The 23301-nt window shown below is 55.3% G+C and carries 23 protein-coding genes; 9 read left to right on the top strand and 14 right to left on the bottom strand.

The annotated features are described in order from the left end of the window. Positions 1–5 precede the first annotated feature (5 nt). Both trmFO and BEN30_RS03485 read left to right on the top strand, forming a co-directional pair. Entirely contained in the window at positions 6–1394 is a 1389-nt protein-coding gene (gene trmFO / locus BEN30_RS03490) for a methylenetetrahydrofolate--tRNA-(uracil(54)-C(5))-methyltransferase (FADH(2)-oxidizing) TrmFO (protein ID WP_069956964.1), read from the top strand. Then, positions 1391–2005 (top strand): glutathione S-transferase family protein, encoded by a 615-nt coding sequence (locus tag BEN30_RS03485; RefSeq protein WP_069956963.1) that lies wholly within the window; start codon positions 1391–1393, stop codon positions 2003–2005. The genes trmFO and BEN30_RS03485 overlap by 4 nt, the downstream gene beginning before the upstream one ends. 21 nt (positions 2006–2026) lie before the next feature. Here the strand turns inward: BEN30_RS03485 and BEN30_RS03480 are convergent, their stop codons facing one another. Next, positions 2027–2938 carry an alpha/beta hydrolase gene (locus tag BEN30_RS03480; RefSeq protein ID WP_084004956.1) on the bottom strand — a complete coding sequence of 304 codons (912 nt, stop codon included), beginning with the start codon at positions 2936–2938 and terminating at the stop codon, positions 2027–2029. A gap of 154 nt (positions 2939–3092) precedes the next feature. Here BEN30_RS03480 and BEN30_RS03475 point away from each other — a divergent pair, with 154 nt between their 5' ends. Together BEN30_RS03475 and msrA are read left to right on the top strand one after the other, a co-directional pair. After that, positions 3093–5726, top strand: coding sequence for an ankyrin repeat domain-containing protein (locus BEN30_RS03475; protein ID WP_069956961.1), 2634 nt, complete (start codon positions 3093–3095; stop codon positions 5724–5726). Between the two features lie 55 nt (positions 5727–5781). Next, the gene (gene msrA, locus BEN30_RS03470; RefSeq protein ID WP_069956960.1) at positions 5782–6288 is read left to right on the top strand and encodes a peptide-methionine (S)-S-oxide reductase MsrA; all 507 of its coding nucleotides are present in this window, start codon (positions 5782–5784) and stop codon (positions 6286–6288) included. A 17-nt stretch (positions 6289–6305) separates the two neighbouring features. On the opposite strand, the gene BEN30_RS03465 is transcribed toward msrA, so the two are convergent. Then, positions 6306–7118 (bottom strand): squalene/phytoene synthase family protein, encoded by an 813-nt coding sequence (locus BEN30_RS03465; RefSeq protein ID WP_084004955.1) that lies wholly within the window; start codon positions 7116–7118, stop codon positions 6306–6308. A 170-nt stretch (positions 7119–7288) separates the two neighbouring features. Between BEN30_RS03465 and BEN30_RS03460 the strand changes: the two genes are divergently transcribed. Continuing rightward, positions 7289–7885, top strand: coding sequence for a superoxide dismutase (locus BEN30_RS03460; protein ID WP_069956958.1), 597 nt, complete (start codon positions 7289–7291; stop codon positions 7883–7885). 78 nt (positions 7886–7963) lie between these two features. Here BEN30_RS03460 and BEN30_RS03455 read toward each other — a convergent pair whose 3' ends face one another. Then, the gene (locus tag BEN30_RS03455; RefSeq protein ID WP_069956957.1) at positions 7964–8644 is read right to left on the bottom strand and encodes a hypothetical protein; all 681 of its coding nucleotides are present in this window, start codon (positions 8642–8644) and stop codon (positions 7964–7966) included. Then, positions 8644–9540 carry an inverse autotransporter beta domain-containing protein gene (locus BEN30_RS03450; RefSeq protein ID WP_170826946.1) on the bottom strand — a complete coding sequence of 299 codons (897 nt, stop codon included), beginning with the start codon at positions 9538–9540 and terminating at the stop codon, positions 8644–8646. Before BEN30_RS03450 ends, BEN30_RS03455 begins: the two co-directional genes overlap by 1 nt. A gap of 389 nt (positions 9541–9929) precedes the next feature. Here BEN30_RS03450 and BEN30_RS18255 point away from each other — a divergent pair, with 389 nt between their 5' ends. Further along, a complete protein-coding gene (locus BEN30_RS18255; RefSeq protein WP_139134825.1) occupies positions 9930–10148 on the top strand; it encodes a hypothetical protein in 219 nt (72 codons plus the stop codon). On the opposite strand, the gene ubiV is transcribed toward BEN30_RS18255, so the two are convergent. The 9 genes from ubiV to yajC form a co-directional block, all read right to left on the bottom strand. Next, positions 10145–11074: a ubiquinone anaerobic biosynthesis protein UbiV gene (ubiV, locus tag BEN30_RS03445; protein ID WP_069956955.1), complete on the bottom strand. Its 930-nt coding sequence runs from the start codon at positions 11072–11074 to the stop codon at positions 10145–10147. The two genes, BEN30_RS18255 and ubiV, sit on opposite strands and share 4 nt — an antisense overlap. An 11-nt stretch (positions 11075–11085) precedes the next feature. Then, the gene (gene ubiU / locus BEN30_RS03440; RefSeq protein WP_069956954.1) at positions 11086–12075 is read right to left on the bottom strand and encodes a ubiquinone anaerobic biosynthesis protein UbiU; all 990 of its coding nucleotides are present in this window, start codon (positions 12073–12075) and stop codon (positions 11086–11088) included. Beyond that, a complete protein-coding gene (gene ubiT / locus BEN30_RS03435) occupies positions 12072–12794 on the bottom strand; it encodes a ubiquinone anaerobic biosynthesis accessory factor UbiT (RefSeq protein WP_069956953.1) in 723 nt (240 codons plus the stop codon). The genes ubiU and ubiT overlap by 4 nt, the downstream gene beginning before the upstream one ends. A 117-nt stretch (positions 12795–12911) precedes the next feature. Then, a complete protein-coding gene (locus tag BEN30_RS03430; protein WP_069956952.1) occupies positions 12912–15104 on the bottom strand; it encodes a transporter substrate-binding domain-containing diguanylate cyclase in 2193 nt (730 codons plus the stop codon). Positions 15105–15183: 79 nt separating this feature from the next. Next, entirely contained in the window at positions 15184–15615 is a 432-nt protein-coding gene (locus BEN30_RS03425; RefSeq protein WP_069956951.1) for a hypothetical protein, read from the bottom strand. 28 nt (positions 15616–15643) lie between these two features. After that, a complete protein-coding gene (locus tag BEN30_RS03420; protein WP_069956950.1) occupies positions 15644–16015 on the bottom strand; it encodes an Mth938-like domain-containing protein in 372 nt (123 codons plus the stop codon). A gap of 30 nt (positions 16016–16045) precedes the next feature. Continuing rightward, positions 16046–16975 (bottom strand): protein translocase subunit SecF, encoded by a 930-nt coding sequence (secF, locus tag BEN30_RS03415; protein ID WP_069956949.1) that lies wholly within the window; start codon positions 16973–16975, stop codon positions 16046–16048. Between the two features lie 16 nt (positions 16976–16991). Continuing rightward, positions 16992–18575, bottom strand: a complete 1584-nt coding sequence (gene secD, locus BEN30_RS03410; protein WP_069956948.1) for a protein translocase subunit SecD — start codon at positions 18573–18575, stop codon at positions 16992–16994. Between the two features lie 63 nt (positions 18576–18638). Continuing rightward, positions 18639–19073 carry a preprotein translocase subunit YajC gene (yajC, locus tag BEN30_RS03405; protein WP_069956947.1) on the bottom strand — a complete coding sequence of 145 codons (435 nt, stop codon included), beginning with the start codon at positions 19071–19073 and terminating at the stop codon, positions 18639–18641. 216 nt (positions 19074–19289) lie between these two features. On the opposite strand from yajC, the gene BEN30_RS03400 reads away from it, so the two are divergent. Beyond that, on the top strand, positions 19290–20147 hold the full coding sequence (locus BEN30_RS03400) for an ATP-binding protein (protein ID WP_069956946.1): 858 nt from the start codon (positions 19290–19292) through the stop codon (positions 20145–20147). A gap of 34 nt (positions 20148–20181) precedes the next feature. Here BEN30_RS03400 and BEN30_RS18250 read toward each other — a convergent pair whose 3' ends face one another. Beyond that, entirely contained in the window at positions 20182–20805 is a 624-nt protein-coding gene (locus tag BEN30_RS18250; RefSeq protein WP_139134824.1) for a hypothetical protein, read from the bottom strand. Between the two features lie 199 nt (positions 20806–21004). Between BEN30_RS18250 and BEN30_RS03390 the strand changes: the two genes are divergently transcribed. Then, the gene (locus tag BEN30_RS03390; RefSeq protein ID WP_069956944.1) at positions 21005–22036 is read left to right on the top strand and encodes a TAXI family TRAP transporter solute-binding subunit; all 1032 of its coding nucleotides are present in this window, start codon (positions 21005–21007) and stop codon (positions 22034–22036) included. A 10-nt stretch (positions 22037–22046) separates the two neighbouring features. Continuing rightward, complete coding sequence (locus BEN30_RS03385; RefSeq protein WP_069956943.1) at positions 22047–23222, top strand: JmjC domain-containing protein; 1176 nt, start codon at positions 22047–22049, stop codon at positions 23220–23222. Positions 23223–23301: the final 79 nt, after the last annotated feature.

Here is a 23301-nt window from a genome sequence, read left to right as displayed (position 1 = left end):
AGTCCATGACCACACAAACATCAACATCAGCCATACACGTCATCGGCGGCGGACTTGCGGGCTCGGAAGCCGCTTGGCAAATCGCCCAAGCGGGCATCCCCGTGGTGCTGCATGAAATGCGCCCCACCAAATCCACACCCGCCCACCAAACCGGTGGCTTGGCGGAATTGGTGTGCTCCAACTCGTTTCGCGCCGATGATTTCACCGCCAATGCCGTTGGCCTGCTGCATGAAGAAATGCGCCGTTTAGGCTCCCTCATCATGCAGGCGGCGACCGAAAACCGGGTGCCCGCAGGCGGGGCCCTGGCGGTGGACCGGGACGGCTTTTCGCACAGCGTCGAACGCGCCCTCAACGATCATGATCTCATCACCATTTCGCGCGAAGAAATCACCGACCTGCAAGCCCTGGATTGGGACCAAACCATCGTCGCCACCGGACCGTTGACGTCGGATGCGTTGTCTCAGTCCATCCGCGCCTTGACGGGGGCCGATCAGATGGCGTTTTTCGATGCCATCGCCCCTATCGTCTACAAAGACAGCATCGATTTTTCCAAAGCGTGGTTTCAATCGCGCTACGACAAAGGCGACGGGTCTGATTACATCAACTGCGCCATGGATAAAGAGCAATATCACGCCTTCATCCAAGCCTTGCTGGACGGCGAAAAACAATCGTTCAAAGACTGGGAAATCAACACCCCCTATTTCGAAGGCTGCCTGCCCATTGAAGTGATGGCCGAACGCGGTGTCGAAACGCTGACCTTTGGCCCCATGAAGCCCGTCGGCCTCACCAACCCCAATGCCCCGGACAAACGTTCTTACGCCATCGTGCAGCTGCGCCAAGACAACGATTTGGGCACGCTGTGGAACATGGTCGGATTTCAAACCAAGCTGGCGTACGGAGAACAAAAACGCATTTTCCGCACCATTCCGGGGCTGGAAAATGCCGAATTTGCCCGCTTGGGCGGCATGCACCGCAACACCTTCATCAAAAGCCCGATACTCTTGGATCAAAACCTGCGCCTCAAATCCAAACCGTCCATCCGCTTCGCGGGCCAAATCACGGGCTGTGAAGGCTACGTCGAAAGCACCGCCATTGGCCTGTTGGCGGGACGCTTCGCCAGTCGCGAACGCTTAGATCAAGACACGCAGCCGCCGCCCGTCACCACCGCATTGGGGGCTTTGTTGGGTCACGTGACCGGGGGAGCGGACGTGGAAACCTATCAGCCCATGAACATCAATTTCGGGCTTTTTCCGCCCGCCGAAATCGACGACCGCCCACCCGAAATGCGGGGCAAGCGGCTCAAACGCGGCGACCGAAAAAAGGCCCGCAAAGCCGCCGTTTGCGCCCGGGCGCTGAACGCGCTTGAGGCCTGGATCAAGGACACTCAACCATGATCGAACTGTACGGCCACGCCACCCAAAACGTGCTGAAGGCGCAAATTCTGCTGGAAGAACTGGGCGCCCAGTACAGATTCATCAATGTCCGCACGCTGGAAGAAGGCTCGCCCCAGTTCGCCGCCTTTCGTCGCGCCAGTCCGACCGGACAGGTGCCCGGCCTGCTCGACACCGAAATCGGCGTGGCGCTGTTTGAATCTTCCGCCATCTTGATCTATTTGGCGGAAAAATACGGGCAGTTCTTGCCGGGGTTGGATCACCCCGTCGAGCGCGCCGAAACGCTCAAATGGCTGCTCTTTGAAGCCGCCAGCCTAACGCCGCAAATGCTCGATATTTATCACTACACCCTAGTCGCCGACGCCCCGCACCCTTACGCGGAAGACCGCGCCCGCACCCGCACCCGGCGCGCGTTGGATGTTTTGGAAGCCACCTTGGCCCAAGGTCGCGACTATCTGGCCGGTGAATATTCCATCGCCGACATCATTTTGTATCCGTGGATGGCCATCTTGGAAGACTTCACCGACATTGCTCCCAGAGATTATCCGCACCTGGAACAATGGACCGCACGCGTGGCCTTGCGGGAAGCGGTCAAAAGGGCTGAAGCTCTTTAGTCGCGCCTCCCGAAAGGGGTGTTATTGGATAAACTCGGCCATCGCGTCGGCAGCGTCTTCGACATAAAAATCAAGGAAGAAGTGCCCGGCCCCATCAATCACATGGAGCTTGATTTTCTCCCCGTCCGCCATCGGTTTGACGGCGTCGACCAAGCCCTTCACGACCGTATCTTCACTGCCCGCAATCACCAAAACCGGCTTCGTGATCATCGGCAACAGGTTGGGAGTGTGGTTGCGGTCATCATTGGCGTAATAATCCAAGAAACTGTCCGCAGCAACGTCCGCGCCGGGGCAGTACAACACGCCTACACCCTGCATCAAATCACGCCCATGACCGGATTCGGTCAAGGCCTTTGCTTTTGCATAGACTTTGGCGAGGTCTTGGTTGTGGGTTTTTTTGAAGCTTTTGGCCGTTTCGTCCATGGACCACGTTGCCGGGGCAATCAGCACGACTTTGGAGACCTCCGGATCGTTTTCACGCGCCGCGAACCAAGCCGTTTGATTGCCACCCCGGGAATGCCCGGCCAACACAACGTCGGTTGCGCCTTGGCTTTTCAGCCAGTTGAGCCAAAATCCGATTTCAATTAACGCATCGGAGTGTTTGTGGGTGGCTGGAACTTTGCAATCATACATACCGGTGCGGCTGTCCACACCCAAGCTCAAGGTCGGAGCCAGCGAGCTCACCCCACGCTCAGCCAAAAGCCTTTGCAAATTAACGATGATTTCCATTTTGTTGTGCGCCAGTGTGCCGTGGGTCAACAGCACCACGCCGTCCACTATGGTTTTGCCCTCAGCCAAGGTCAATTCGGCCCCCAAGGTCAATCCGTCACTGTTTTTGATCTGGACGTCTTTCGCCTGCACAGCAAATGTGGCAAAAGCACATACGGTGAGAATCATCGCCACAAGCAGATTTGTTTTCAAAGTCTTAAACATCTTTTGTCATCCTCCCACTGGGACTTTGTTGTACTTTTTTGAAGCCCCGGATTTAAGACCATGGTATAGCAGTATTTATGAATTTGGGCCAGTTTGATGGTTCAAATCAACGGTCAAACCTGAAGTGTTGAAGTAAGGGATATAAACGGACTACATGCCCTTAAAGGCCGTTCCAGCCAAACGCCGTTTCCTCTGCGTACCTACGCGTGCGCGGGCGTGGTATTTGTTGTGCGCGGTTTCGGCGTTAGGGGCCGTATTGAATCTGCCCCTGTCTTCGCCGCTCCTGCTCTCCTTGGCCTTTGTTTCCCCGGCGTTGGCCCAACAAGAACTGAGTGGCGCAACTCAAGAGCTTTTCTTGGCGGTCGAACGCAACGACTTGCCCGGCGTACAAGCCGCCATCAGCAAAGGCGCCGATCTTCAAGCCCACGATTACAGCGGCACCCAAGCGGTGGATGTGGCGATTGACCAGGGCTTTTTTGAAATCGCGCATTACTTAATCTCTGTGCGCAACACCATGCAGGCACAAGAAAAGGGCGGTGAGGTAAAAGCGGCCCCCAGCGCCGAAGAATTGGCGCAAAGAGCGCAATTCCCCGCCCCCCCTGCCGCCGCACCGACGACGCACGTGACGCCCGGCATTGCCGTAGCTCCGCCGCCTTTGCCCCCATTGGAAGGCCCCGATCCATTTGAAGTGGCGCAACCGACCGAAAACCTGCCCATCATCGGCTCCGTTCAAGAACCGTTGGCGACGGAGCAGCCTGAAGTCCAACAGCCTGAAAGCCCACAGCCTGAAACCACCAGCGTACGGGTCTTTACGCCCAGTGCCTCAGAACAGGCTGCCGTTGAAAAAGCCCCCGGCAAGCCTGTACCCTCTGCCTTGTCGAAGTTGGCCGAACGCACCAAAAAAGCCCCGTTGAGTGCCAGTAAAACGGTCAAAATGGACGAGGAGATTGCGGATCCTGCTGCTGAGCCCATGGCGGAACCAGAAACAGCCCCGGTGGTGAAAAAGCCCTCTGCTGCGTGGACCTTTCTGTCGACGTTCGGGAACTTTTTCGCTCCTCCCAACATCACCGGGGTCACAAAGGAAGAAAAAGAACAACAGATCGAAGCTGATCGCCTCTCGGAAGCGGAGCTGAGCGCTCAACTCAAACAGATTGAGGCAGAGCTTGGCAACGATGTCATCAGAGGGCCCGCCGTTCCCATATCACCCGATGAGTTGGCGAAAGAACTTCCATTAAGAGAGCTTTCGCCCGAAGAATTGGCGGCGCTGCCGAAAGAAGATTCGGGGCTACCGCCTTATTCCGTCTCCTCTCCGGCATCCTCCACCCGTTCGCCCAGCTCGGGGAACCCCTTTGGCAACTTGGAAATAGAGGATGCATCTGCCGCCCCCCAAATTCCGATGCCATCCGGCCCCGCCATTCGATTAGACCCGAAAGCCATTCGCAACAATAGCACATCATCCAAACCCGTTTCCAATCCGGCACCGGGTGTACCCACAAAGAGCTATGATGATTCGAAACCCTTCGGTGGTGGCGTCGACCCGGACGTATTGGCATACCTTGGACTGGATGAACACACCGGATTGCCCTTGGACGAACAGACCCTAAAGGAACAGGCCCAGAAAAAGGCCGCCGACGCGGCCGACAAGGGTCTGTTTGCCGAAGTCGACCCACCATCAGCTCCGGCTAAATCTGCGGCCAAGGCCAGCCCGACCCAAGAGTCGGCCCAAGAGGAAAATCCATTCGCCATCTCGGCCAGCCCCGCCAATAAACAAGACGTTGATCCGTTTGCGGAACCGTCCCCCGCTGCCAGTGCCGAAACCAAGGACGTTGATCCATTTGCAGCTCAGCCCCCCGCCGCCAGCGCTGCTGAAGATGATCCATTTGCGGTCATTGCCGACAGCAAAACCCCGGCCGTTTCCGATCTGTTGGACAATCTGAACAAGCCTGCCCCTGCCGCGCAAAACGCGGACGATCCATTTGCCGTAGCAACGGCCCCTAAAAGCGCCGCTGCGGACGATGAAAATCCGTTTGGGGGTCTTCTGGAAAGCTCGGGCAAAGGGCCAGGAGGGAGCCAAGGCTGGGACGTCAAAAAAGTCGAAGGGGCAGACATCCCCCAAGAAGTTATTGTTCTCTCCGACATCAAACCCACCGGGGCCATTCTCGACGGCGTTGAGCTTACCATTGGCGTGGACACCAAAATCGGTCAAGAGGTCGGCGAGAAGCGGATGGCCATGCTCGACCAAGTCACCATCCACAAACCATGCGTCGCCAAGGATGAACGCGAAACGATCTTCTGCATCGACACCGTCAACTGGCCGCTGGATCTGAGCGGCGAATTCGAAGTCGACACCATCATGTATCAAGGCACCCGCGCCATTGGTCGCTATGACGCGGGTCGGGCGACGAAGTTCCATACCTTGTTCCGCACCGAGGCCTTTGAAAGAGTCGTCAGTTATTATATCGGACGTTACGGCCAGCCCAGCGAAACTCTGGTGCGCGCCATTGCGCCGTTGGCGGCCCCGCGCCAAGAAAACCCCACCTATCTGTGGCAAAGTCGTGAAACGGGAACCGACACGATGATCACCTTGGAAATTCGCAAATTCGACGATGCGCTGGGCGGTGGCTTCCCTGATACGGAACGCGGTGTCATCTTGCTGTCACGCAACGACGCCAAACCGATTTTTCCGTATTTGTCTCAGCTGGAACTGATGGTTCTCAAGGCTGATGTGGATGCCCCTCCCGCGCCCACGGCGGATAATCCCGCCGCCCCGGGTGATATCTGGAATTAGTGCCTCTTCGTTCTTATATCCAAGTTCTCTTTCGCGATGAATTGGATACAAGCCGATGACAAACAAGACGGAACGCGCGGTTTTGGCGGGCGGATGCTTTTGGGGGATGCAAGACTTGATTCGCAAACGCCCCGGCGTTGAAAAGACACGCGTCGGGTATTCCGGCGGTGATGTGCCCAACGCCACCTACCGCAACCACGGCAGCCATGCCGAAGCCATCGAGATCGTGTTTGATCCCCAGCGCACCAGCTATCGCGAAATCCTGGAGTTCTTCTTCCAAATCCACGACCCGACCACCGTCGACCGCCAAGGCAATGATCGCGGCGCATCTTATCGCTCGGAGATTTTTTATACGACCGAGGCGCAACGCGAAATCGCCTTGCAGACCATTGCCGACGTCGATGCGTCTGGCCTGTGGCCCGGCCCCGTCGTCACGCGGGTCTCGCCGGTTGGTGCGTTTTGGCAAGCGGAACCGGAGCACCAAGACTACCTGCTGCGCCAACCGGGCGGCTACACCTGCCACTTTCCAAGGCCCCTGTGGTCGTTGAAGGGTAAAGCTTAATACCGCCCTAAACCGCCCTAAAATCGTTTCGTCACTTTGCCCAACCACACCGCCCCCACGGCGCCAAATCCTGCGGGCGGTTCTTCGCGCCGGGCCGGGTCCCAACCTTGCTTGGCCAAGCGTTTGATGTGGCGGTCGGCAAGTCTGGCGATGACCAGGGCTGGCAAAGCCTCCTTCCGGGTGGTGCGGGCGCGGGCCGTTTTGATCAAGCTCACCGCGTGTTCTAAAACATCCTTCACGGTTGTATTTTGCGCCAGCATATCGCGGCGCGCCGGGGCCGGATACGGAAGCGCCCGCATGGTGCCGATCAGCGCCCAGGCGGTACCGACTTCGCGGGCGGCTTGATGGGTTTCGCCATCTGAAATGCCCAAGATATCGAGCATCAACATTTGCAACGCCCCGCCCGTGGCGTCCGCATAGGCATACAGCTCCGCCACCGATGTGGGCTTGTCGGGCTCAAGTTCAAAATTGCGCGCTTCGGCCAACTGCCGCAGCTCTTTCGAACGCGCCGCCAAAACGTCTCTCACCTCAGCCAAAGCCTGCGCCACCGGGTGCGACGGCGGGCGGCCTTGCAAAATGCCCGGCACCACGTCAATCCACCATTGCAGCTTGATTTTGCCCAGCATCGGTTCCGACACCGTATGGGCAATGCGCGCCAGCTCGTCATTAAACGCGATCAGCGCCATCAATCCACCTTGCTGGGCCCGGGTTGCGGTCATCGCGCACAGGTGGCGTTCACGGTCTTTTTGACTGAGCGCGTAAACAATGTCATCAAACGGGGGCATGGATGATGGCGTCGTGGACGGCGGGGGCGGGGATGGTGGGGGCATGAATGTCTTCTTTTTGCAGGGAGAGTGGCATATCTTAGAATGAAGTGGGCCGAGATGCAGAAAATATCACGATTTTTTGCATTCAACATTTGAAATTTGCCGTGAAGTCCCTATGTTTTGGGCAATCGTTTAGAACAATTTCAATCATATCAAACCTGATGAGGTTAAAAATGGCTTTTACACTTCCCGATCTCCCTTACGCCAAAGACGCGCTTGCGCCACACATTTCGGCCAACACGTTTGATTTCCACCATGGCAAGCACCACAACGCCTATGTTGTGAACCTGAATGGCTTGGTTGCCGACACCCCCATGGCCGCCATGTCGCTTGAAGACATCATGAAAGCCACCGCGGGTGACGCTTCCAAAGCGGGCATTTTCAACAATGCCGCGCAGGTGTGGAACCATACCTTCTTTTGGAGCTCCATGAAGCCCAATGGCGGTGGCGCACCGACAGGCGCCATTGCCGCCGCCATCGACGAAGCCTTCGGCTCCTATGATGCCTTCAAAGAAGCTTTCAAAACTGCGGGCATGACCCAGTTCGGCAGCGGCTGGGCGTGGTTGGTGAAAAAAGGCGACAAACTTGAAATCGTCAAGACCCCCAACGCCGAATGCCCGCTGACCAGAGGCGCAACGCCGATCCTCACCTGTGATGTGTGGGAACACGCCTATTACCTCGATTACCAAAACCGCCGCCCCGACTTCCTGGCCGCGTTCTTGGACCACCTGGTCAACTGGGACTTCGCCAACGCCAACTTCGCGGGCTAAACTGATCTCACCACAGCAAAATCAAAAGCCCGGAGACATCCGTCTCCGGGCTTTTTTGTGTAAAAAAATCAAACCAAATTAAGGGTCTGTTGCCGTAATGGTAACATCAGGAGGTCGAGGAAATACGCCACATGTACCTGCACCTGTTTGAACTAAACCTAATGCTGCACTCGTATTAAATTTAACTTCAATTCGGGGCAATGTCCCTTTGCATGTATAAGGTGTTGAGAGAGCGTAAGTAATTGTCGCAGTTGCTGCCCCAGCTGTTTTGGCAAAATTAAAAGCCGTATAATCAGCAGTCGCCAACCCACCCACATTATCATTTGGTATAACCAAGGATTGAAGCGTTCCAGCGCCTACAGCTACGACTCCTGTACCAACAGCCGTATGAGCACCGGAAGCTAGCCCCGTACCTGTTTTGCAGGCCTGAGGCGCATTATCCGTTCCTTGCCCCTTAATGGAAATGGTGGTGGAAATTGTCACACGAACATGCGACCACGTCTGATAGAGAGGAATATCCTCTAAGGAAATATACTGCCCAACATCAGCACCAGCAGTGGCAGAGGAGATATCAAATGTTTTGTTTCCACTGCCCAAGGTGTAGGGAGCTGCACAAGCAGAAGTCCTACACAATTCAACTTTTGTCACAGTGATTTCATAACTGTCTGCTGCCGCAGTCGTGCCTGGAATAGCAGCCTTCGCAGAAAGTGGGAGCAGCACAACAAGGGCGCCAAAAGTCAGTTTCTTAAGCATTTTCATCAGTTCCCCCTCGTAATCACGACGCCAGAAGTTGTCCGTTCGACAATGATCTTGTTTTGACGACGAACCTTATCAAGCGTGTATTCTCTCATATCCCGCATGTCCCATGCCGTATTGCTGACAAGCTGTGAACTCGCCATTACGGGGCGAGGCTCACCGAATGGAATACTGAAGGTAACCCTGGCAAATTTTGCACGTTTCGCAATAAAGTTATCGTCAGTTAATCCTGCCTCAACAGTTATATTTTGTTGAACTTTGGCTTCCAGACTGGTTGACCAGCCCTTAACGTCCTCAGCATTCGCAACGCTATCCCAATAATAACGGCTGGCATGAATTTTTGCCCAAGGAAGATAGGGAACTTGAGCACTCAGCTCAAAATCTCGACCATCAAGGACTTCCTCTTGGGTATCTCCAGACAATCCTTTTCCTGATTTATCGCTGAGGGCTTTATACATATTTGTCGTGAAATCGAGGCCAGACCACTTAACTTCTGCACCCACGCCACCGCGTTTATGCTGACGTTTCCATTCGTAATCATAAAAGGTGTTAACACCCGCAAGAACGGTATTGTCCGCAAACAGCTGGCGGTAACCAAATCCAATATTGGTGACGTCACGGTCCGTACCTAAGTATTCGTAGCGACGTTGGCTGAGCTGGGTGAAGACCGTATTTTGCTTGTCTTCCGATTGATAAAGGGGCTGAACGGTTAAAATGGACCATTCCGGCTTTAGGTTATCTTGTACCTTAATATCGAGCTCAACCCGTTTTAAATAATCGGGGACATTTTCACCGATGGTTGGCAGCATGTAATTGATGGATGAATTGATAAATGTATTAATTTTTTCTTTATTTTGAGATGACGGTGCCTCTTGGGAGTTTACAACAGGAACGTTCACACTAACGGCGAAGACCATTAACGCGAGACATGTTGTTGATTTCCTTAACCTTTTAATCATCATTCTGACCTAAAAATATTTGCAAAAAATCCATGTGAAACTAGGGAGTATCATCTTGTGCACACAGGGTCAACCCTCCCCCCCCAACAACGGCCGGTTGTCAAATGCGTGACTTATCATAGAGTTGGCGTTCCTGCGAGGTTGCAAAGAAGGGTTCCTGAGGCCGAAATCGTACGGAGACGCTCCCTCCCCGCCCAGACCACCAAACCGTTCTGCGCGGGCTTGCCCCGCGTATCCACGACTATGTTTGGGGGCGTGAAAAAGACGTGGATGACCGGATCAAGTCCGGTCAAGACTAAACTTAGACGAAGACTTTGATCCCCACGGTCATGGCGAGAAGTGAAGCGACGACGCCATCCAGGGCGCGGGGCTCAGACCTGGGTTACGGTGGGGTTACGGTGACAGTTTACTTGGTGGTTACGGTGACGGGTTACTTTACTCAAGGCCCTGGATTGCCCCGCCCCCAAGTGGGGGCTCGCAATGACGGGGCGTGGGTGGGGTTGTGGTGTTTAGAAAACGACTGCCGCAACTTTAAAACCAGCCCCTAAGCCGCCACAAAATCCACGCCTTTAGCGCCGTAGTAATAGCCGTTGGAGAAGCTCACTTCGCCGATCAGGTCGGCGAGTTGGGTGTCGGCTTGGTCGGGGGACAGAGTTCCGTCGAGCACGCCCCTATAGATGTTTGCCACCGCGACCATGTCGGCGGTATGCGGCGACAGGCGGAAGTGGGTGATGCCGAGCGTTTGCATTTCGGCCAGCTCCGCGCTTAGGTTTTGGTAGCTGTGGGACATGGTTTGGATGCCGTTGACCACCAGGAACGGTTCGTCGTTCAAGGTGTCCAGCTCCATCCCGTCGGGGTCGCGATCACAGACGAACTGGCAGCTGTCTTTGTGCAGCATGTGTGAACGCGCATGGTAGCAGCGCGCCGACACCGCCAGGGGCAGACGGCCAAAGACCTGGACTTCCAGCGCCACGTCGTTGTTGACGGACGTGCTTGCTTTCAGGGCTTTGATGGCATCGCGGCCCAATTCCACGGGCAGGCACACCCGCACCGCGCCTTGGTCCGTAAAGTATTTCAGCGTGCCTTCGTTGTAGACGTTGACGTAGGGTCCGATCACGTGGGGACGCCCGGCCAAAAGCGCGCACGCTGAGACGTCATTGGCTTCAACCATCAACTCGGAATCCTCGGCGGTTTCGCGCAGCGCCTTCATTTCGCGGCTGTTCATGATCAGTGCCAAGGTCGTCAACACCACCTCTTTGCCCGCGCCCAGCAACCGTTCCACCACGTCGGCGATGTAGGGTTCGTAAAACGGCGCGCGCTTGGAGCACACCGCTTCGCCCACATAGACCGTGTCGACATCGGCTTCATCGGCGATGCGAAAATAAAAATCGCGCCAGACTTCGGGTTTCCAATTGAACAGCACCGGGCCCAGAGTCAGTTTAGGTGTGAGTTTGGGTGTGAGTTTTGCGCTCATGATGTTTTTCCTCACCGCCAGCTTTTGTTGAAGGCGCCAGACGTTTTGGCTTGGCCTTCGGTGATGTTTTCCAGGCCCAGTTCCGGCACCGCCTCGCCCGCCTCAACCGCATCGGCGGCGCGACGAAAGGCCGCCACCACTTGCGACACATAGGCGCGGCCGCGTTGACGGCCTTCGATTTTCAGCGCCGTCACGCCCGCTTTGGCCAGTTCTGGCAGCATCGATGCGGCGTTCAAGCTGGTGGGTTCTTCAAACAAATACGAGGCCTTGCCGGCGGTGACAAAACGACCTTTGCAGAGCGTCGGATAGCCCGCCGGTTCGCCTTCGCCAAAGGCATTGATGGTGAAATCGCCGAGTTTCGAGACCATGTTGCCGGCGTCTTCTTCATAGCGCACATGGCTCGCAGGCGAGCACACGCCGTTGATGTTGGGCGATTGTCCGGTGGCGTAAGACGACAACTGACAGCGCCCTTCCGCCATCACGCACAACCCGCCAAACACAAACACTTCCGTCTCCACCGCAATCTGCTTGTTCAAATCCGCGATTTCCGGAATGCTCAGCACACGCGGCAACACCACCCGCTTGACGCCAAACGCATCCACATAAAAGTTGATGGAATCCGGGTTCGACGCCGACGCCTGCACCGACAGATGGCGACGCAAATCGGGGTGATGGGTGGCGGCGTAATTGAGCAATCCGATGTCGGCCAATATCACACAGTCCACGCCCAGCGCCGCCGCGTCGTCGATGGCTTTGTGCCAAGGCCCGGGGTTGCCCGCTTCAGGGAACGTATTGACGGCCAAAAAGACCTGACAGCCGCGGTCATGGGCAAACAGCAAGCCGTCTTCCAGTTCGGGACGGCTGAAATTCAAGCCCGGAAAATTGCGCGCGTTGGTCTCGTCACGAAAGCCCAGATAGACTGCGTCCGCACCGTTTTCAACGGCACCATGCAGCGATGCCGGTGTCCCTGCGGGACATACCAATTCCAGTAGAGCGCTCATACCTGAGCCCCCTCTCGCCCTTCACGCACGGTGCGTTGATTGGCTTTGGCCCTGGGTTTGCTGGGAGCACGCGCGGGCTCGCCTTTTAACGCATCCAACTGGGCCGCTTGGGCGTCGACCCGGCGTTGCAAAGGGGCCGTGAGCGCAGAGTGCAAAATGCTCAAATCGTCTGCGGCCCGGGCAAACAGCCCTTGGCCCAAACGCGCAACCAATCGCACCGGCGCCGACATGGGGGCCGACAAAGGTCGGGGCAAATTGGCGCTGAAGGCGGTGAGGATTTCCTCCATCACATCGACTTCAACCCCGTCGACGGTGTTGCGCAACGCCAACACGGCTTCGGTGTCGCCCTCGATCACCAACTCACGGGAGAAAAACAATGCATCGCCGTCAATACGCCCTTCCAGTAAACGCAGCAAACTCAACAACGGACCGCGAATGGTGGCACACGCGTTCACCCCTTCGGCCGAGCGTACGGCCTCAATATCGGGATTGTGAACGTCCGCATACAACACGAAGGCCAACGGCAAATCGATGGGATCAATCAAGTACACAGGCGCGCCCATGTGGCCTAAACGCTCAAACAAATCCGGGTGACGCTGAAAGATGGTTTTCATCGCATGACGCAGCGCCGGTTGCAAAATCTTCGGTGAAAGCCCGCGCGCAGCAAGGCCGCCCAGCAAAACGGGCGAAAATGGGGGAATCATCGTGGAAGAAAACATCGCATACGCACCTTAGAATGATACCAATTCAACATGGTTTATATGTGAATTATACAGCCCTGCGAAGACCGCACAAGATGAAACCAAAGCTGCATAGAAATTCGTTAAGAGCAAAGCCTATTGGCCTGTAGGCGTTTGAGTGAACGCCTGAGTGGACCCAGGACGGGGCGCGGCGACGCAAACTTGATCGCGGCCATTGTTTTTGCCCGTGTAAAGCGCTGCGTCGGCGCGTAAAATAACGTCTTTGACGCCTTCACCTTCGCCCATCTCGGCAATCCCCAAGCTCACCGTAATGGTATCACCAGTCCCAAAGTCCGTAGATTTAAACGCCGCGCGGATATATTCCGCTTGCACCTTGGCACCCTCGGCACGGGTTTCGGGGCAGATGATCAAAAATTCTTCCCCGCCCCACCGCCCGACGCTGTCTACGGTCCGCGATTGGTCTTTGAGAAGGGATGCGGCCTTCACCAAAACCCGATCCCCCATCTGGTGACCGAAGCGATCGTTGACCAATTTAAAATTGTCGATGTCGAGCAAAATGATGCTGAAGGGGCGACCGAACCGCGCAAATTCAGCATGGCGCATTTCCATCATTTCATCGAGCTTCAAGCGATTGAAAAGCCCCGTCAGACGGTCGGTATTCGACAGACGCTCCAACACCGCGTTGTGCTTGCGCAATTGAATTTGCCAATACACCATCAGCACGGAAATAATCATAAAAGCAATGATCACCTGAATCAAAAGGGTGTAGTCGGGCGCCTCTTCATAGTGAACAGAGATCCAGGCGTTGCGGATGGCGCGGTGTTGTTCTGGCGTTAAAGAATCAATGACTTTATTAAAAATACTCAGCAGTTCAGGGGCATCATTGCGCACTCCGACACTCAAATTGAGGGTATCTTCAAACTTGCCAACGATTTTCAACTCGCCGATATAATTTTGCTGGATGGCGTATCCGATGGTGGCCAGCGTATCGATCATGCCAAACAGTTCACCGTTACGCACTTTGTCCAGACCGTCATTGATGTTGTTCACTTCGACCACATGGATGTCGGGGTACCGATGGCGAAAAACGGACACGAAGGCATAGCCTTTGACGATCCCGACCACGTGATCGCCGATGCTGGGAATATCGGCGATAAACGGCGCATGGGGATGGGTCGCGATCACCATCGGACTGACCAGATAGGGCGCCGTAAAATCCAAGTAGGCACGGCGTTCTTCGGTTTTCATCACCAGGGACATAATGTCACAAACCCGTTTGCGCGCGGCGTCGAGAGACTGGGGCCACGTTTTGGTTTTCACCACATGAATGGGCTTGCCGATGCGCAGAGCAAACGCATCAAAATAATCTGCCGTCATGCCGATGTGCTTGCCATCCGCATCAAATTTTTCATAGGGCATCCAATCGGGATCGATACACATGGTGATTTCATCGTGCGCCGCGAGATACGCCTTCTCGCCCTCAGTGAACGCCAACGGACTTCGCACCTGGGAGCCCTGTGAAGGGCTCAACCACTGTTCGCGGAGACGCAAGGTTTCTTCATCCGAAACCGCATCCATGCCTTTTTGCAAGATGGTCAGCAACAACGCCCGATCTTTACGCACCCCAATGCTCAACACATTGACAAACATTGGATCCGAAATCGTGGTCGTGTTCACCAAACTCTCAAGTTTTAATTTCCGAATGAGATGCTCTGCCACGCCGGTGTCGGAAATGACGGCATCGACCTCCCCCTTCGCTACAGCCTGCAGGGCCTCGGCGGTGTCGGTGGTCAAATACTGCTTGATGTTTGGATACTTGCGGGTCAACAACTCTTGTGAAATATAACCTGCGGGCACGGCGACGGTTTTGCCGTTCAGACTGTCCAGCGTGGTGATGTCGGAATGCCTGCCCTTGGTATACAGCGCCGCCGATGAAATCACATAAGCCGACGTGAAGTTGATATAGGCACGGCGTTCGTCGGACGGAATGATGTTCATGATCACGTCGATGTCGCCCGTGCGGATCATCCCCATGAACATGCCCCAGCTTGGGCCTCTGACGAATTCAACTTTGAGCCCCAGCTTTTGGGCAATCAATCGAATGTAATCGATGGAATACCCCTTGGCCTCCCCGTTTTCACTAAAGTTAAACGGCGGCCACGCCATTTCGTTGGCGACACGCAGGGTTGGGTTGTCTTGAATGTAGGCTCGTTCAGCATCTGAAAGGGGAACTTCGCTGGCCTGCACACGGCATACCATAGCAAAATACGTCACCCCGACAAAAAAAATCAGTGCGAAAAAGATTCGCCCCAGCCGAAATGTGCTCACGAAAAAACACCCTACATCAATAATTTAATCCGTAAATTATAGTGTATATGAATAAGCACATTCGGCCAAGGAATAAGGATTATTGTTTGATCACAAATTTATAGGTCACATGACATCCCGTGCAGTTTGACATCAACGTTCCCAGATCCGCGATCACACCCTCAGACCCCATGTCGGCAGCTTGTGCCAATTCGACAAAGGCAACGTGGGTTCCGCGACCCATTTGGCGAAATTCCATAGGCATATCCATGCCCATGCCCATCCCCCGACCCTTGCCCGGCCCCATGGCGCGTGCCACATCTGAGACCGTGGCCATATCGCCGTCGGCCATGGCCAGGACAATGTCTTGCACCGCGACCAAGAAGTTGCGCATATCCTCCAACACCAGGTCGCGCTGTTCACGGCTCACAAAAATGGCTTCGCGGTCGTCTTCGGCCACCGCCGTACTCACCCAAGAACCGTGCATCACAAGAGCCGAAATCAAACACACGAAGAGACTTGATTTTTTCATCTAAGCTGACCTTTTTGAGTTTTAAGGTTTAAACAACGGCAACCAATGCGGCAGCGACGGAACGCTCTTCAAGGGCTAAGACATTGTACGTCCGACACGCTGCTGCTGTATCCATCCACTCCAAAGCAATGCCGTGCGCTTTCAAGGCCGCACGCAACGCTTCATCTGGCAATTCAAAGGTTGAACCGCAACCGATGATCAAGATTTCCGGTTTGTTTATAAGATGGATAACAGGCTCCAGTGCGTCGAGGGTTATTTCCCCCGACCACGCCCGCGTTTCTTCCAAAAAGACAAACACCGAACCTTCGTGTTGGACACCGGAAATGTTAAAGCCGCCATCGCCGTACGCGCGCACGATTTGGCGCGAAGCGGGAACCTGTGGCGTGATGTCGAGGGACATGCGCCCTCCTCTCAAAAAGCCTTGAAGGCTTTACGACTGTTGTTCTTGGGCTTGCTGGTCGTCCTCACCGCTGCGCCGTTCGACGGACATGTGCAGCAACATCGGCACCGCCACACAGATCGAAGAGTAGGTCCCGATGAGTATGCCCCAAATCATCGCGAAGGCAAAATCGCGAATGATTTCACCGCCAAAATAATACAGTGCCACCAGTGCCAACAAGGTTGTGAACGAGGTCATGGTCGTGCGTGATAAGGTTTCGTTGACGCTTTGATTGAGCAGTTGTTCCATCGGCATGGTTTTGTATTTGCGCAAGTTTTCGCGCACCCGGTCGAAAACCACCACCGTGTCGTTGATGGAATACCCCGCAATGGTCAAAACGGCGGCCACGGTGGTCAGGTTGAATTCATGTTGGATCAGCGAAAACACCCCAATGGTGCTGATTACGTCATGGGCCAGAGCAACCACCGCGCTGAGACCGAATTGCCATTCAAAGCGAAACCAAATGTAAATCAAAATGGCCATAATCGCAGAAACAACGGCGTAAATACCGTTCAAAAACAGCTCATCGGATACCTTGGGCCCGACCAATTCAGTGCGCCGATATTCAACGCCGTCGCCCAGCGCCTTTTTCACCGCGTTTACGGCGGCTTGGTTTGCCGCTTCGCCGCCATCTTGCGCCTGCAGACGGATCATAATGTCATCTGAGGTTCCGAATTCTTGCAACTCAACCGCGCCCAGGCCCAATTGGGAAAGCGTGGAGCGCATGCTGCCAATCTGGTCCGGCTCGGACATTTTCACTTCGATCATAATGCCGCCGGTGAAATCGATGCCGTAGCTGAGGCCCTTGATGCTAAACATCGCAATGGAAGACGCCACCAACAGAGACGAAAATACATAGAAAATCATGCGCTTGGACAGAAACGCATAATTGGGATTCTCGGGGAGAAGTTTGATCCGCATAACTGTTACCTTCTCCTTAAATGGTCAACGTCGCGGGGCGAGTGCGCCGCAACCAAGTTGAAATGAGAATGCGCGTCACCCAAATCGCCGTAAACATCGATGAAATGATGCCGACAGCCAATGTCACCGCAAAGCCCTGCACCGGACCCGATCCAAAGGCAAACAACAGCACCGCCGCAATCAAGGTCGTAATGTTGGCATCCATGATGGTGCTGAGCGCCAGTTTGTAACCTTGGTCCACGGCGGATAAAACACCCCGTCCGGTGCGCAATTCTTCGCGAATGCGCTCAAACACCAACACGTTGGCATCCACCGCCATACCGATGGTGAGCACAATACCGGCAATGCCCGGCAACGTCAGTGTCGCGCCAAAGGCCGACAGCATGGCGACGATCAACACCATGTTCATGAGCAACGCCACATTGGCGTAAACGCCGAAACGGCCATAATAAATCGCCATGAACACCACCACTAGGGCAAGGCCGACCATTGATGCAACTTTGCCCGCATCGACGCTGTCTTGGCCCAAACCCGGTCCGACGGAGCGTTCTTCCAGCACCGTCAACGGGGCGGGCAGCGCGCCTGCACTCAGCAACAAGGACAATTCCCTGGCACTTTCCGTGGTGAACGTTCCGCTGGTGATCTGGCCTGAACCGCCCGGAATAATGCCTTGAATGGTGGGCGCGCTGATGACTTTGCCATCCAGCACAATGGCAAACGGCTTGCCAATGTTGGCGCGCGTGATGTCGGCGAACTTTTTGCCGCCCACGGCATCCAAGCGGAAATTGACCGCCGGGCGCGAGCTTTGATCAAAGCCCAGCGAGGCGCTAACCAAGGTATCACCACTGACGGAAACGCGCTTCTTTAACAAATACATGCGTGCCGCGCCGCGATTGTCAAACTCATCAATCGATGGCACCAACATGGAGCCCGGCGGCACCCGCCCGGCCATAGCATCAGCCAGCGAGCCTTTTTCGTCGAGCAGATGGAAGGTCAGCTTCGCGGTTTGACCGAGCAGCTTTTTAAGTTTTTCCGGGTCATCTTCACCAGGCACCTGCAACAAAATGCGATCATCGCCTTGGCGAATGATGGTGGGTTCCTTGATACCCTGAGGATCGATGCGGCGGCGAACGATTTCGATGGATTGTTCGACCGCCGCGACGCGTCGTTCTTTCAACGATTGTTCGGTCAAGGTCAGGGTGATGACACCGTCATCGGCCAAATCGCTGGCATAGCCGACTTCTAGCTGGCGAATGGTGTCGTATGCCTTTTGGGCTTCAGCCGGATCTTTGATGGTGACGCTGACGGCGCTGTCCGTTGCGCCCAGGCCGCCGTATATGATGCGCTCTTTACGCAGCTCCGTGCGGATTGAATCCACCAAAGATTCCAGACGCTCCTTAACGACGACGCCGACTTCGACTTCCAGCAACAGATGCGATCCGCCTTGCAGATCCAGACCTAAGCTGATCTGGCTTTTGGGCAAAAACCCCGGCAAACCGTCCACCGCTTCGCTGCTCAACAGGTTGGGCGCGGCAAAGGCAAATCCAAGCGCGCAGAGAATGCCAACGACGGCAAGCTTCCAGGTTTCGATCTTGAGCATGGCAAATTCCGTTGAGTGAAGCGTATGAAATCAGAACAATCGTCGAAAAGCGGAGATCCTTGATCAGCCGCCGAGCAGTTTTTTCAGGCCAGTGCTTTTGCTTTTGCCGTCGGTCTTCGCATTGCCGTCTTGATCGTCTTGGCTGTCATCGTCTGAGTCGTTTGCAGAAACCTTATCCGCTGCTTCGGTTTTTGCCATGACCACCGAAATGGAATCACGGGCCACCAAAACTTTGACGCCATCGGCAATTTCAACCTGAACTTCGGTGTCGCTTTTGACTTTGGTGATGGTGCCGATGATCCCGCCACCGGTGACAACCCGGTCGCCGCGCCGCAACGCGTTCAGCATTTCCTTGTGCATTTTGGCTTTCTTTTGCTGCGGACGAATGAGCAAAAAATAAAACACCACAAAGATCAGCAGCAGCGGCATGAACTGGCTGAACATGTCAGCCGGAGATGCAGCACCGGCGGTTTGCGCAAAAGCAGGCGAAATCAGCATTGGAAACTCCTCAAAACCCTCATTCCACGCCACAATGGCGCCTGGGACAGGGTCCACTAAAAAAGACTGCGGAATATATAGCCGTATCGACACGGTATGCAAACGCAGAAAGGCTTTTTTAAGGCAGATCCGCAAGATAGAGGCGTATTCAGGCGTATTTACGCGAATTGTGACGCGTATTGACGGGCGCAATTTGCCCGATTATCGTCCCCGACCATGACAGATCATGAATTAAAGCCCGTTTTAGAGCGCATCGCCGACGCGTTGGACCGCTTAGCCCCCGCCCGTTCCTCAACCCAAGTGCTGGGCGATGAGGACACCTTTGTCTGGCACGCGGATTCGCAACGCCTGAGCCCGGTCGCGAAGGTCAATCGCGTGGACTTCTCATTGCTGAAGGGTATCAAGTCGCAAGCCGAGACCTTGCTGCAAAACACACGCCAGTTCACCGACGGTCATCCCGCCAACAACGCCTTGCTGTGGGGCGCGCGCGGCACCGGTAAAAGCTCGTTGGTGAAAGCGGTGCACGCTGAAATCAACGCCAACCGCAAAGATCCGCTGCTGTTGGTGGAAATTCATCGCGAAGACATCCCCACCCTGCCCCGCTTGTTGGAGATTTTGCGTGCAACCGGACGGCGCGCGGTTATTTTTTGCGACGACCTGTCGTTTGATGCCGATGATGCTCAGTACAAATCGTTAAAAGCGGTTTTGGAAGGCGGCGTCGAGGGCCGACCCGACAACGTGATTTTCTACGCAACGTCTAACCGCCGCCACTTGATGGCCCGCGATATGATCGAAAACGAACGCTCGACGGCCATCAACCCGTCTGAATCGGTGGAAGAAAAAGTCTCCCTATCGGACCGCTTCGGCTTGTGGTTGGGCTTTCACAACCTCGACCAAACCACTTATTTTGAGATTTGCGAAAGCTACCGGGTGCACTACGCCCTCGACATCAGCAAAGACGATTTGCAGGCAGCGGCCCTGGAGTGGTCGATGACCCGCGGCGCCCGGTCCGGCCGGGTGGCCTGGCAGTTCATCCAGGACATCGCAGGCAAACAAGGCAAAACCTTAAGTTAAGCTAGGGTCAGGCCCTAACGGAGAGCAAACCGTGTCACTCTGAAACGGAGTCGTAGGTCGAACCGATCATCACTTGGTATTCACCCGTATCGACGTTTTTCCATGACACAGACATATACATGGTGAGCTTCTCGCCTTGTTCGCTCACCAAAAACGTACAGAGTTGACGCGGGGCATCCGGCGCGGACCCACCTGATTCAAAGTCAGAGACGTCTATTTTTGGTGTGGGTGCCCCCTGTTGGGTGAGGGCGCTCTTTACAAGACTGCGGACCACCTCTTGCACGTCCGCATCGCCACACCCGGGCAACGCCAAGGGTACGTCTTCGGACAAAACATAAACCAACAGCGATGCCACGACGACAAGGCCAAGAGCCGCAATGCCAAAATGCGTCCCAGGCAGCGCTTTCACCCGAGCGACTTGCGTTGGCAGACTTTCAGACTGTGCCTGTAATTGAGCCACAAGCGTCGGCAATTGGGCAGAGAGCCCCAGAAATTTTGCCTGCAATCTCGGCCATCTGGACAACAGCGCCAGCCATTTGGGCGACGGCGCCGGTTTTGGCGTGGGGTCTGGGGCTGGTACGGGTGCCGGCCCAAGTTTCATCACCGGAGTGCCATCGTCCGACTGAGGGAGCGCCTTGTTTAGATCAACTTCCGACACCTCGGCCTCCGTCCCGTCCCGCCCGGTTCCCTAGGGGCGTATTCAATAGCGTACGATATTAATCTGATATCATTGGGTCCTCAACCAACAATACCTGATTTGTGCTCTGTAGGGATCATCATATCATTGACGGATGAACACAAATTCTGTCACAGTATATTAGCTTAAACCGTTATAAGAACCTGCTTTCGGAGATACGATGGCCTCTCAATTAAAACGGCATAGTTGCAACGCTTTGATTTGCTTGGCCAGCGCTTTGGGAATTTCACTTGCCATTCAAGGGCAAGCGCAGGGTGCTGAGGCCCGCAACATTACGATCGGCACGGGCAGCACGTCTGGCGTCTATTACCCCGTCGGCAAAGCCATTTGCAAATTCATCAACCAAAGGCAGGACAAGCACGGCATTCATTGTTCCGTCGCCATCACCGGCGGTTCCGTGGACAACATCAATCGGCTGCGTGACGGCACCGTTGACTTTGCCATTGCCCAATCGGATGTGCAGTTTTACGCCACCAAAGGCTATGGACCGTTTCAAGGCCAGGGTACGTATTCGGACCTCAATGCAGTTTTATCGCTACACCCCGAATCCTTCACCGTGTTGGCCCGCACCGCCGCGGGCATAAAGACATTCGACGATTTAAAGGGCAAGCGCGTCAACATCGGCAACCCCGGTTCCGGGCAACGCTCCGGCATGGATCTGATGATGCACGCCAAAGGATGGACAATAGAAGACTTTGCCCTAGCGAGCGAATTGGCCCCTGCGGAACAGTCGGCGGCGTTGTGTGGCGGTGATGTCGATGCGGTTGTGTATACGGTAGGTCACCCCAACGCTTCCATCAAAGAAACGGCCCATATGTGCGACACGGCATTGGTGCAAGTGTCCGGTCCGGCGGTCAAGTTGCTGACCGAAAAGTTCCCCTATTTCACCCCCGTGACCATTCCCGGAAGAATGTATCCCGGCTCCCCGCTCGACACCAAGACCTTCGGCGTGACGGCCACCCTGGTCACCACTTCAAAAACCCCCGAAAAAGTCGTCTATACTCTGATCGAAAGCCTTTTTAACAATTTCACCGATTTTAAATTCTCCGCTGCGGCGCTCTTTAGCCTTCAGCCCAATGACATGTCCAAAAGAGGCCTGACGGCTCCGATGCATCCCGGCGCTGATAAATATTTCCAGGAAATGCAGGACCTCTCCACGCTGTTGCAGGTCAAACCTGCGCCGCGCCGCTAATCGGAACCCAATGCCCCAACGCCTGATCATTTTGGACGCCCTGCCGTCCCCCACTGAGTTCTACGCCACTTATTGGAACCAAAAGCCATTTCTTGTACGCGCCGCGTTTGACCAGGACGACTTGGCAGGCCTCATCAGCGCCGATGAGTTGGCCGGGTTGGCGATGGAAGACGCCCCACTTTCGCGCATGGTGAAGAGCGCCGGCGACGTACTCGACTGGTCGGCGCACTTTGGTCCCTTTAGCGTTGACGACTATGCCAGCGCTGGCGACAAGGACTGGAGCCTTCTGGTGCAAAATGTCGAGCAGTTTCACCCCGACACTTCGGCCCTGTTGCGCCATTTCAAATTTGCTCCCCGGTGGCTGATGGACGACATCATGGTCAGCTATTCCGCCCCCGGCGGCTCGGTGGGACCGCACATCGATAGCTACCACGTGTTCTTGGTCCAAGGCCAAGGCCAGCGCGTTTGGACCATTGGTCGCGAGGCCCTCCAACACCCTCAACACGTTGAAGGCCTGAACTTCAAACTGCTCAAAACCCGCTACGAGGGCGACCGGGTGGAGGTCAACCGCGGCGACGTGCTGTACCTGCCGCCGAACTTCGCTCACGAAGGCACCACGATTGAAACCTCGCTAACCTATTCGGTTGGGTTTTTGGGGCCAAAGCTGTCCGAACTGCTGAGCAGTTACGGGCACCATCTGGCGCAGTTTGAAGAAACCGACCCGCGCTATGTGGGCGATGGTCTGAACGTCGAAAGTGCAGATTTCTCCATTGCGCCCGATGCCGTCGCCACCGTGCGCGAGCGCCTTGGCGGATTGTTGAACCGCGCTGACTTTACCCAATGGTTGGTGACGTTTTTTACCGAGTCTGGGCATGAGGACTTCGGTGTCTATTCTGAGCGCGAAGACCCACTGTCGCTAGAAAACTTTGCCGCCTACCTGAAAGACGGCGACAGCTTGATCAAGCCCCACTACGTCAAATTCGCCCTCACATCCGAAGCGGGGCGCTTCACCCTTGGATTTGACGGCCACAGCTTTGTGCTGGACGAACACGCCTTCGACATCATTCAAGCTTTGATGAAAGAACGGCCTGTGAATGGCACCAACATGCGGACGTTGTCAACATCACCCACCAGCGTGCAACTGCTGTGTGATCTTTACAACCACGAAGCGCTCGAGTTTTGCTGATCAGAACGGCGGTTTGTGAATGGCAAATTTGATGGCAACGTTGGTCACGACCGCGCCCAAAATAGTTCGCCCTGAACAA

The sequence above is a fragment of the Magnetovibrio blakemorei genome (assembly GCF_001746755.1).
Lineage (GTDB): Bacteria > Pseudomonadota > Alphaproteobacteria > Rhodospirillales > Magnetovibrionaceae > Magnetovibrio > Magnetovibrio blakemorei.
The sequence above is the reverse complement of the archived record's forward strand: the minus strand, read 5'-3'. Positions and strand labels throughout refer to the sequence as shown.

What these genes read in the sequence shown, in the direction of transcription:
- trmFO (WP_069956964.1), top strand. Translation starts at nt 6, where the DNA reads ATGACCACACAAACATCAACATCAGCCATACACGTCATCGGCGGCGGA.
- BEN30_RS03485 (WP_069956963.1), top strand. Translation starts at nt 1,391, where the DNA reads ATGATCGAACTGTACGGCCACGCCACCCAAAACGTGCTGAAGGCGCAA.
- BEN30_RS03480 (WP_084004956.1), bottom strand. Translation starts at nt 2,938, where the DNA reads ATGTTTAAGACTTTGAAAACAAATCTGCTTGTGGCGATGATTCTCACC.
- BEN30_RS03475 (WP_069956961.1), top strand. Translation starts at nt 3,093, where the DNA reads ATGCCCTTAAAGGCCGTTCCAGCCAAACGCCGTTTCCTCTGCGTACCT.
- msrA (WP_069956960.1), top strand. Translation starts at nt 5,782, where the DNA reads ATGACAAACAAGACGGAACGCGCGGTTTTGGCGGGCGGATGCTTTTGG.
- BEN30_RS03465 (WP_084004955.1), bottom strand. Translation starts at nt 7,118, where the DNA reads ATGCCCCCACCATCCCCGCCCCCGCCGTCCACGACGCCATCATCCATG.
- BEN30_RS03460 (WP_069956958.1), top strand. Translation starts at nt 7,289, where the DNA reads ATGGCTTTTACACTTCCCGATCTCCCTTACGCCAAAGACGCGCTTGCG.
- BEN30_RS03455 (WP_069956957.1), bottom strand. Translation starts at nt 8,644, where the DNA reads ATGAAAATGCTTAAGAAACTGACTTTTGGCGCCCTTGTTGTGCTGCTC.
- BEN30_RS18255 (WP_139134825.1), top strand. Translation starts at nt 9,930, where the DNA reads ATGGCGAGAAGTGAAGCGACGACGCCATCCAGGGCGCGGGGCTCAGAC.
- ubiV (WP_069956955.1), bottom strand. Translation starts at nt 11,074, where the DNA reads ATGAGCGCAAAACTCACACCCAAACTCACACCTAAACTGACTCTGGGC.
- ubiU (WP_069956954.1), bottom strand. Translation starts at nt 12,075, where the DNA reads ATGAGCGCTCTACTGGAATTGGTATGTCCCGCAGGGACACCGGCATCG.
- ubiT (WP_069956953.1), bottom strand. Translation starts at nt 12,794, where the DNA reads ATGTTTTCTTCCACGATGATTCCCCCATTTTCGCCCGTTTTGCTGGGC.
- BEN30_RS03425 (WP_069956951.1), bottom strand. Translation starts at nt 15,615, where the DNA reads ATGAAAAAATCAAGTCTCTTCGTGTGTTTGATTTCGGCTCTTGTGATG.
- BEN30_RS03420 (WP_069956950.1), bottom strand. Translation starts at nt 16,015, where the DNA reads ATGTCCCTCGACATCACGCCACAGGTTCCCGCTTCGCGCCAAATCGTG.
- secF (WP_069956949.1), bottom strand. Translation starts at nt 16,975, where the DNA reads ATGCGGATCAAACTTCTCCCCGAGAATCCCAATTATGCGTTTCTGTCC.
- secD (WP_069956948.1), bottom strand. Translation starts at nt 18,575, where the DNA reads ATGCTCAAGATCGAAACCTGGAAGCTTGCCGTCGTTGGCATTCTCTGC.
- yajC (WP_069956947.1), bottom strand. Translation starts at nt 19,073, where the DNA reads ATGCTGATTTCGCCTGCTTTTGCGCAAACCGCCGGTGCTGCATCTCCG.
- BEN30_RS03400 (WP_069956946.1), top strand. Translation starts at nt 19,290, where the DNA reads ATGACAGATCATGAATTAAAGCCCGTTTTAGAGCGCATCGCCGACGCG.
- BEN30_RS03390 (WP_069956944.1), top strand. Translation starts at nt 21,005, where the DNA reads ATGGCCTCTCAATTAAAACGGCATAGTTGCAACGCTTTGATTTGCTTG.
- BEN30_RS03385 (WP_069956943.1), top strand. Translation starts at nt 22,047, where the DNA reads ATGCCCCAACGCCTGATCATTTTGGACGCCCTGCCGTCCCCCACTGAG.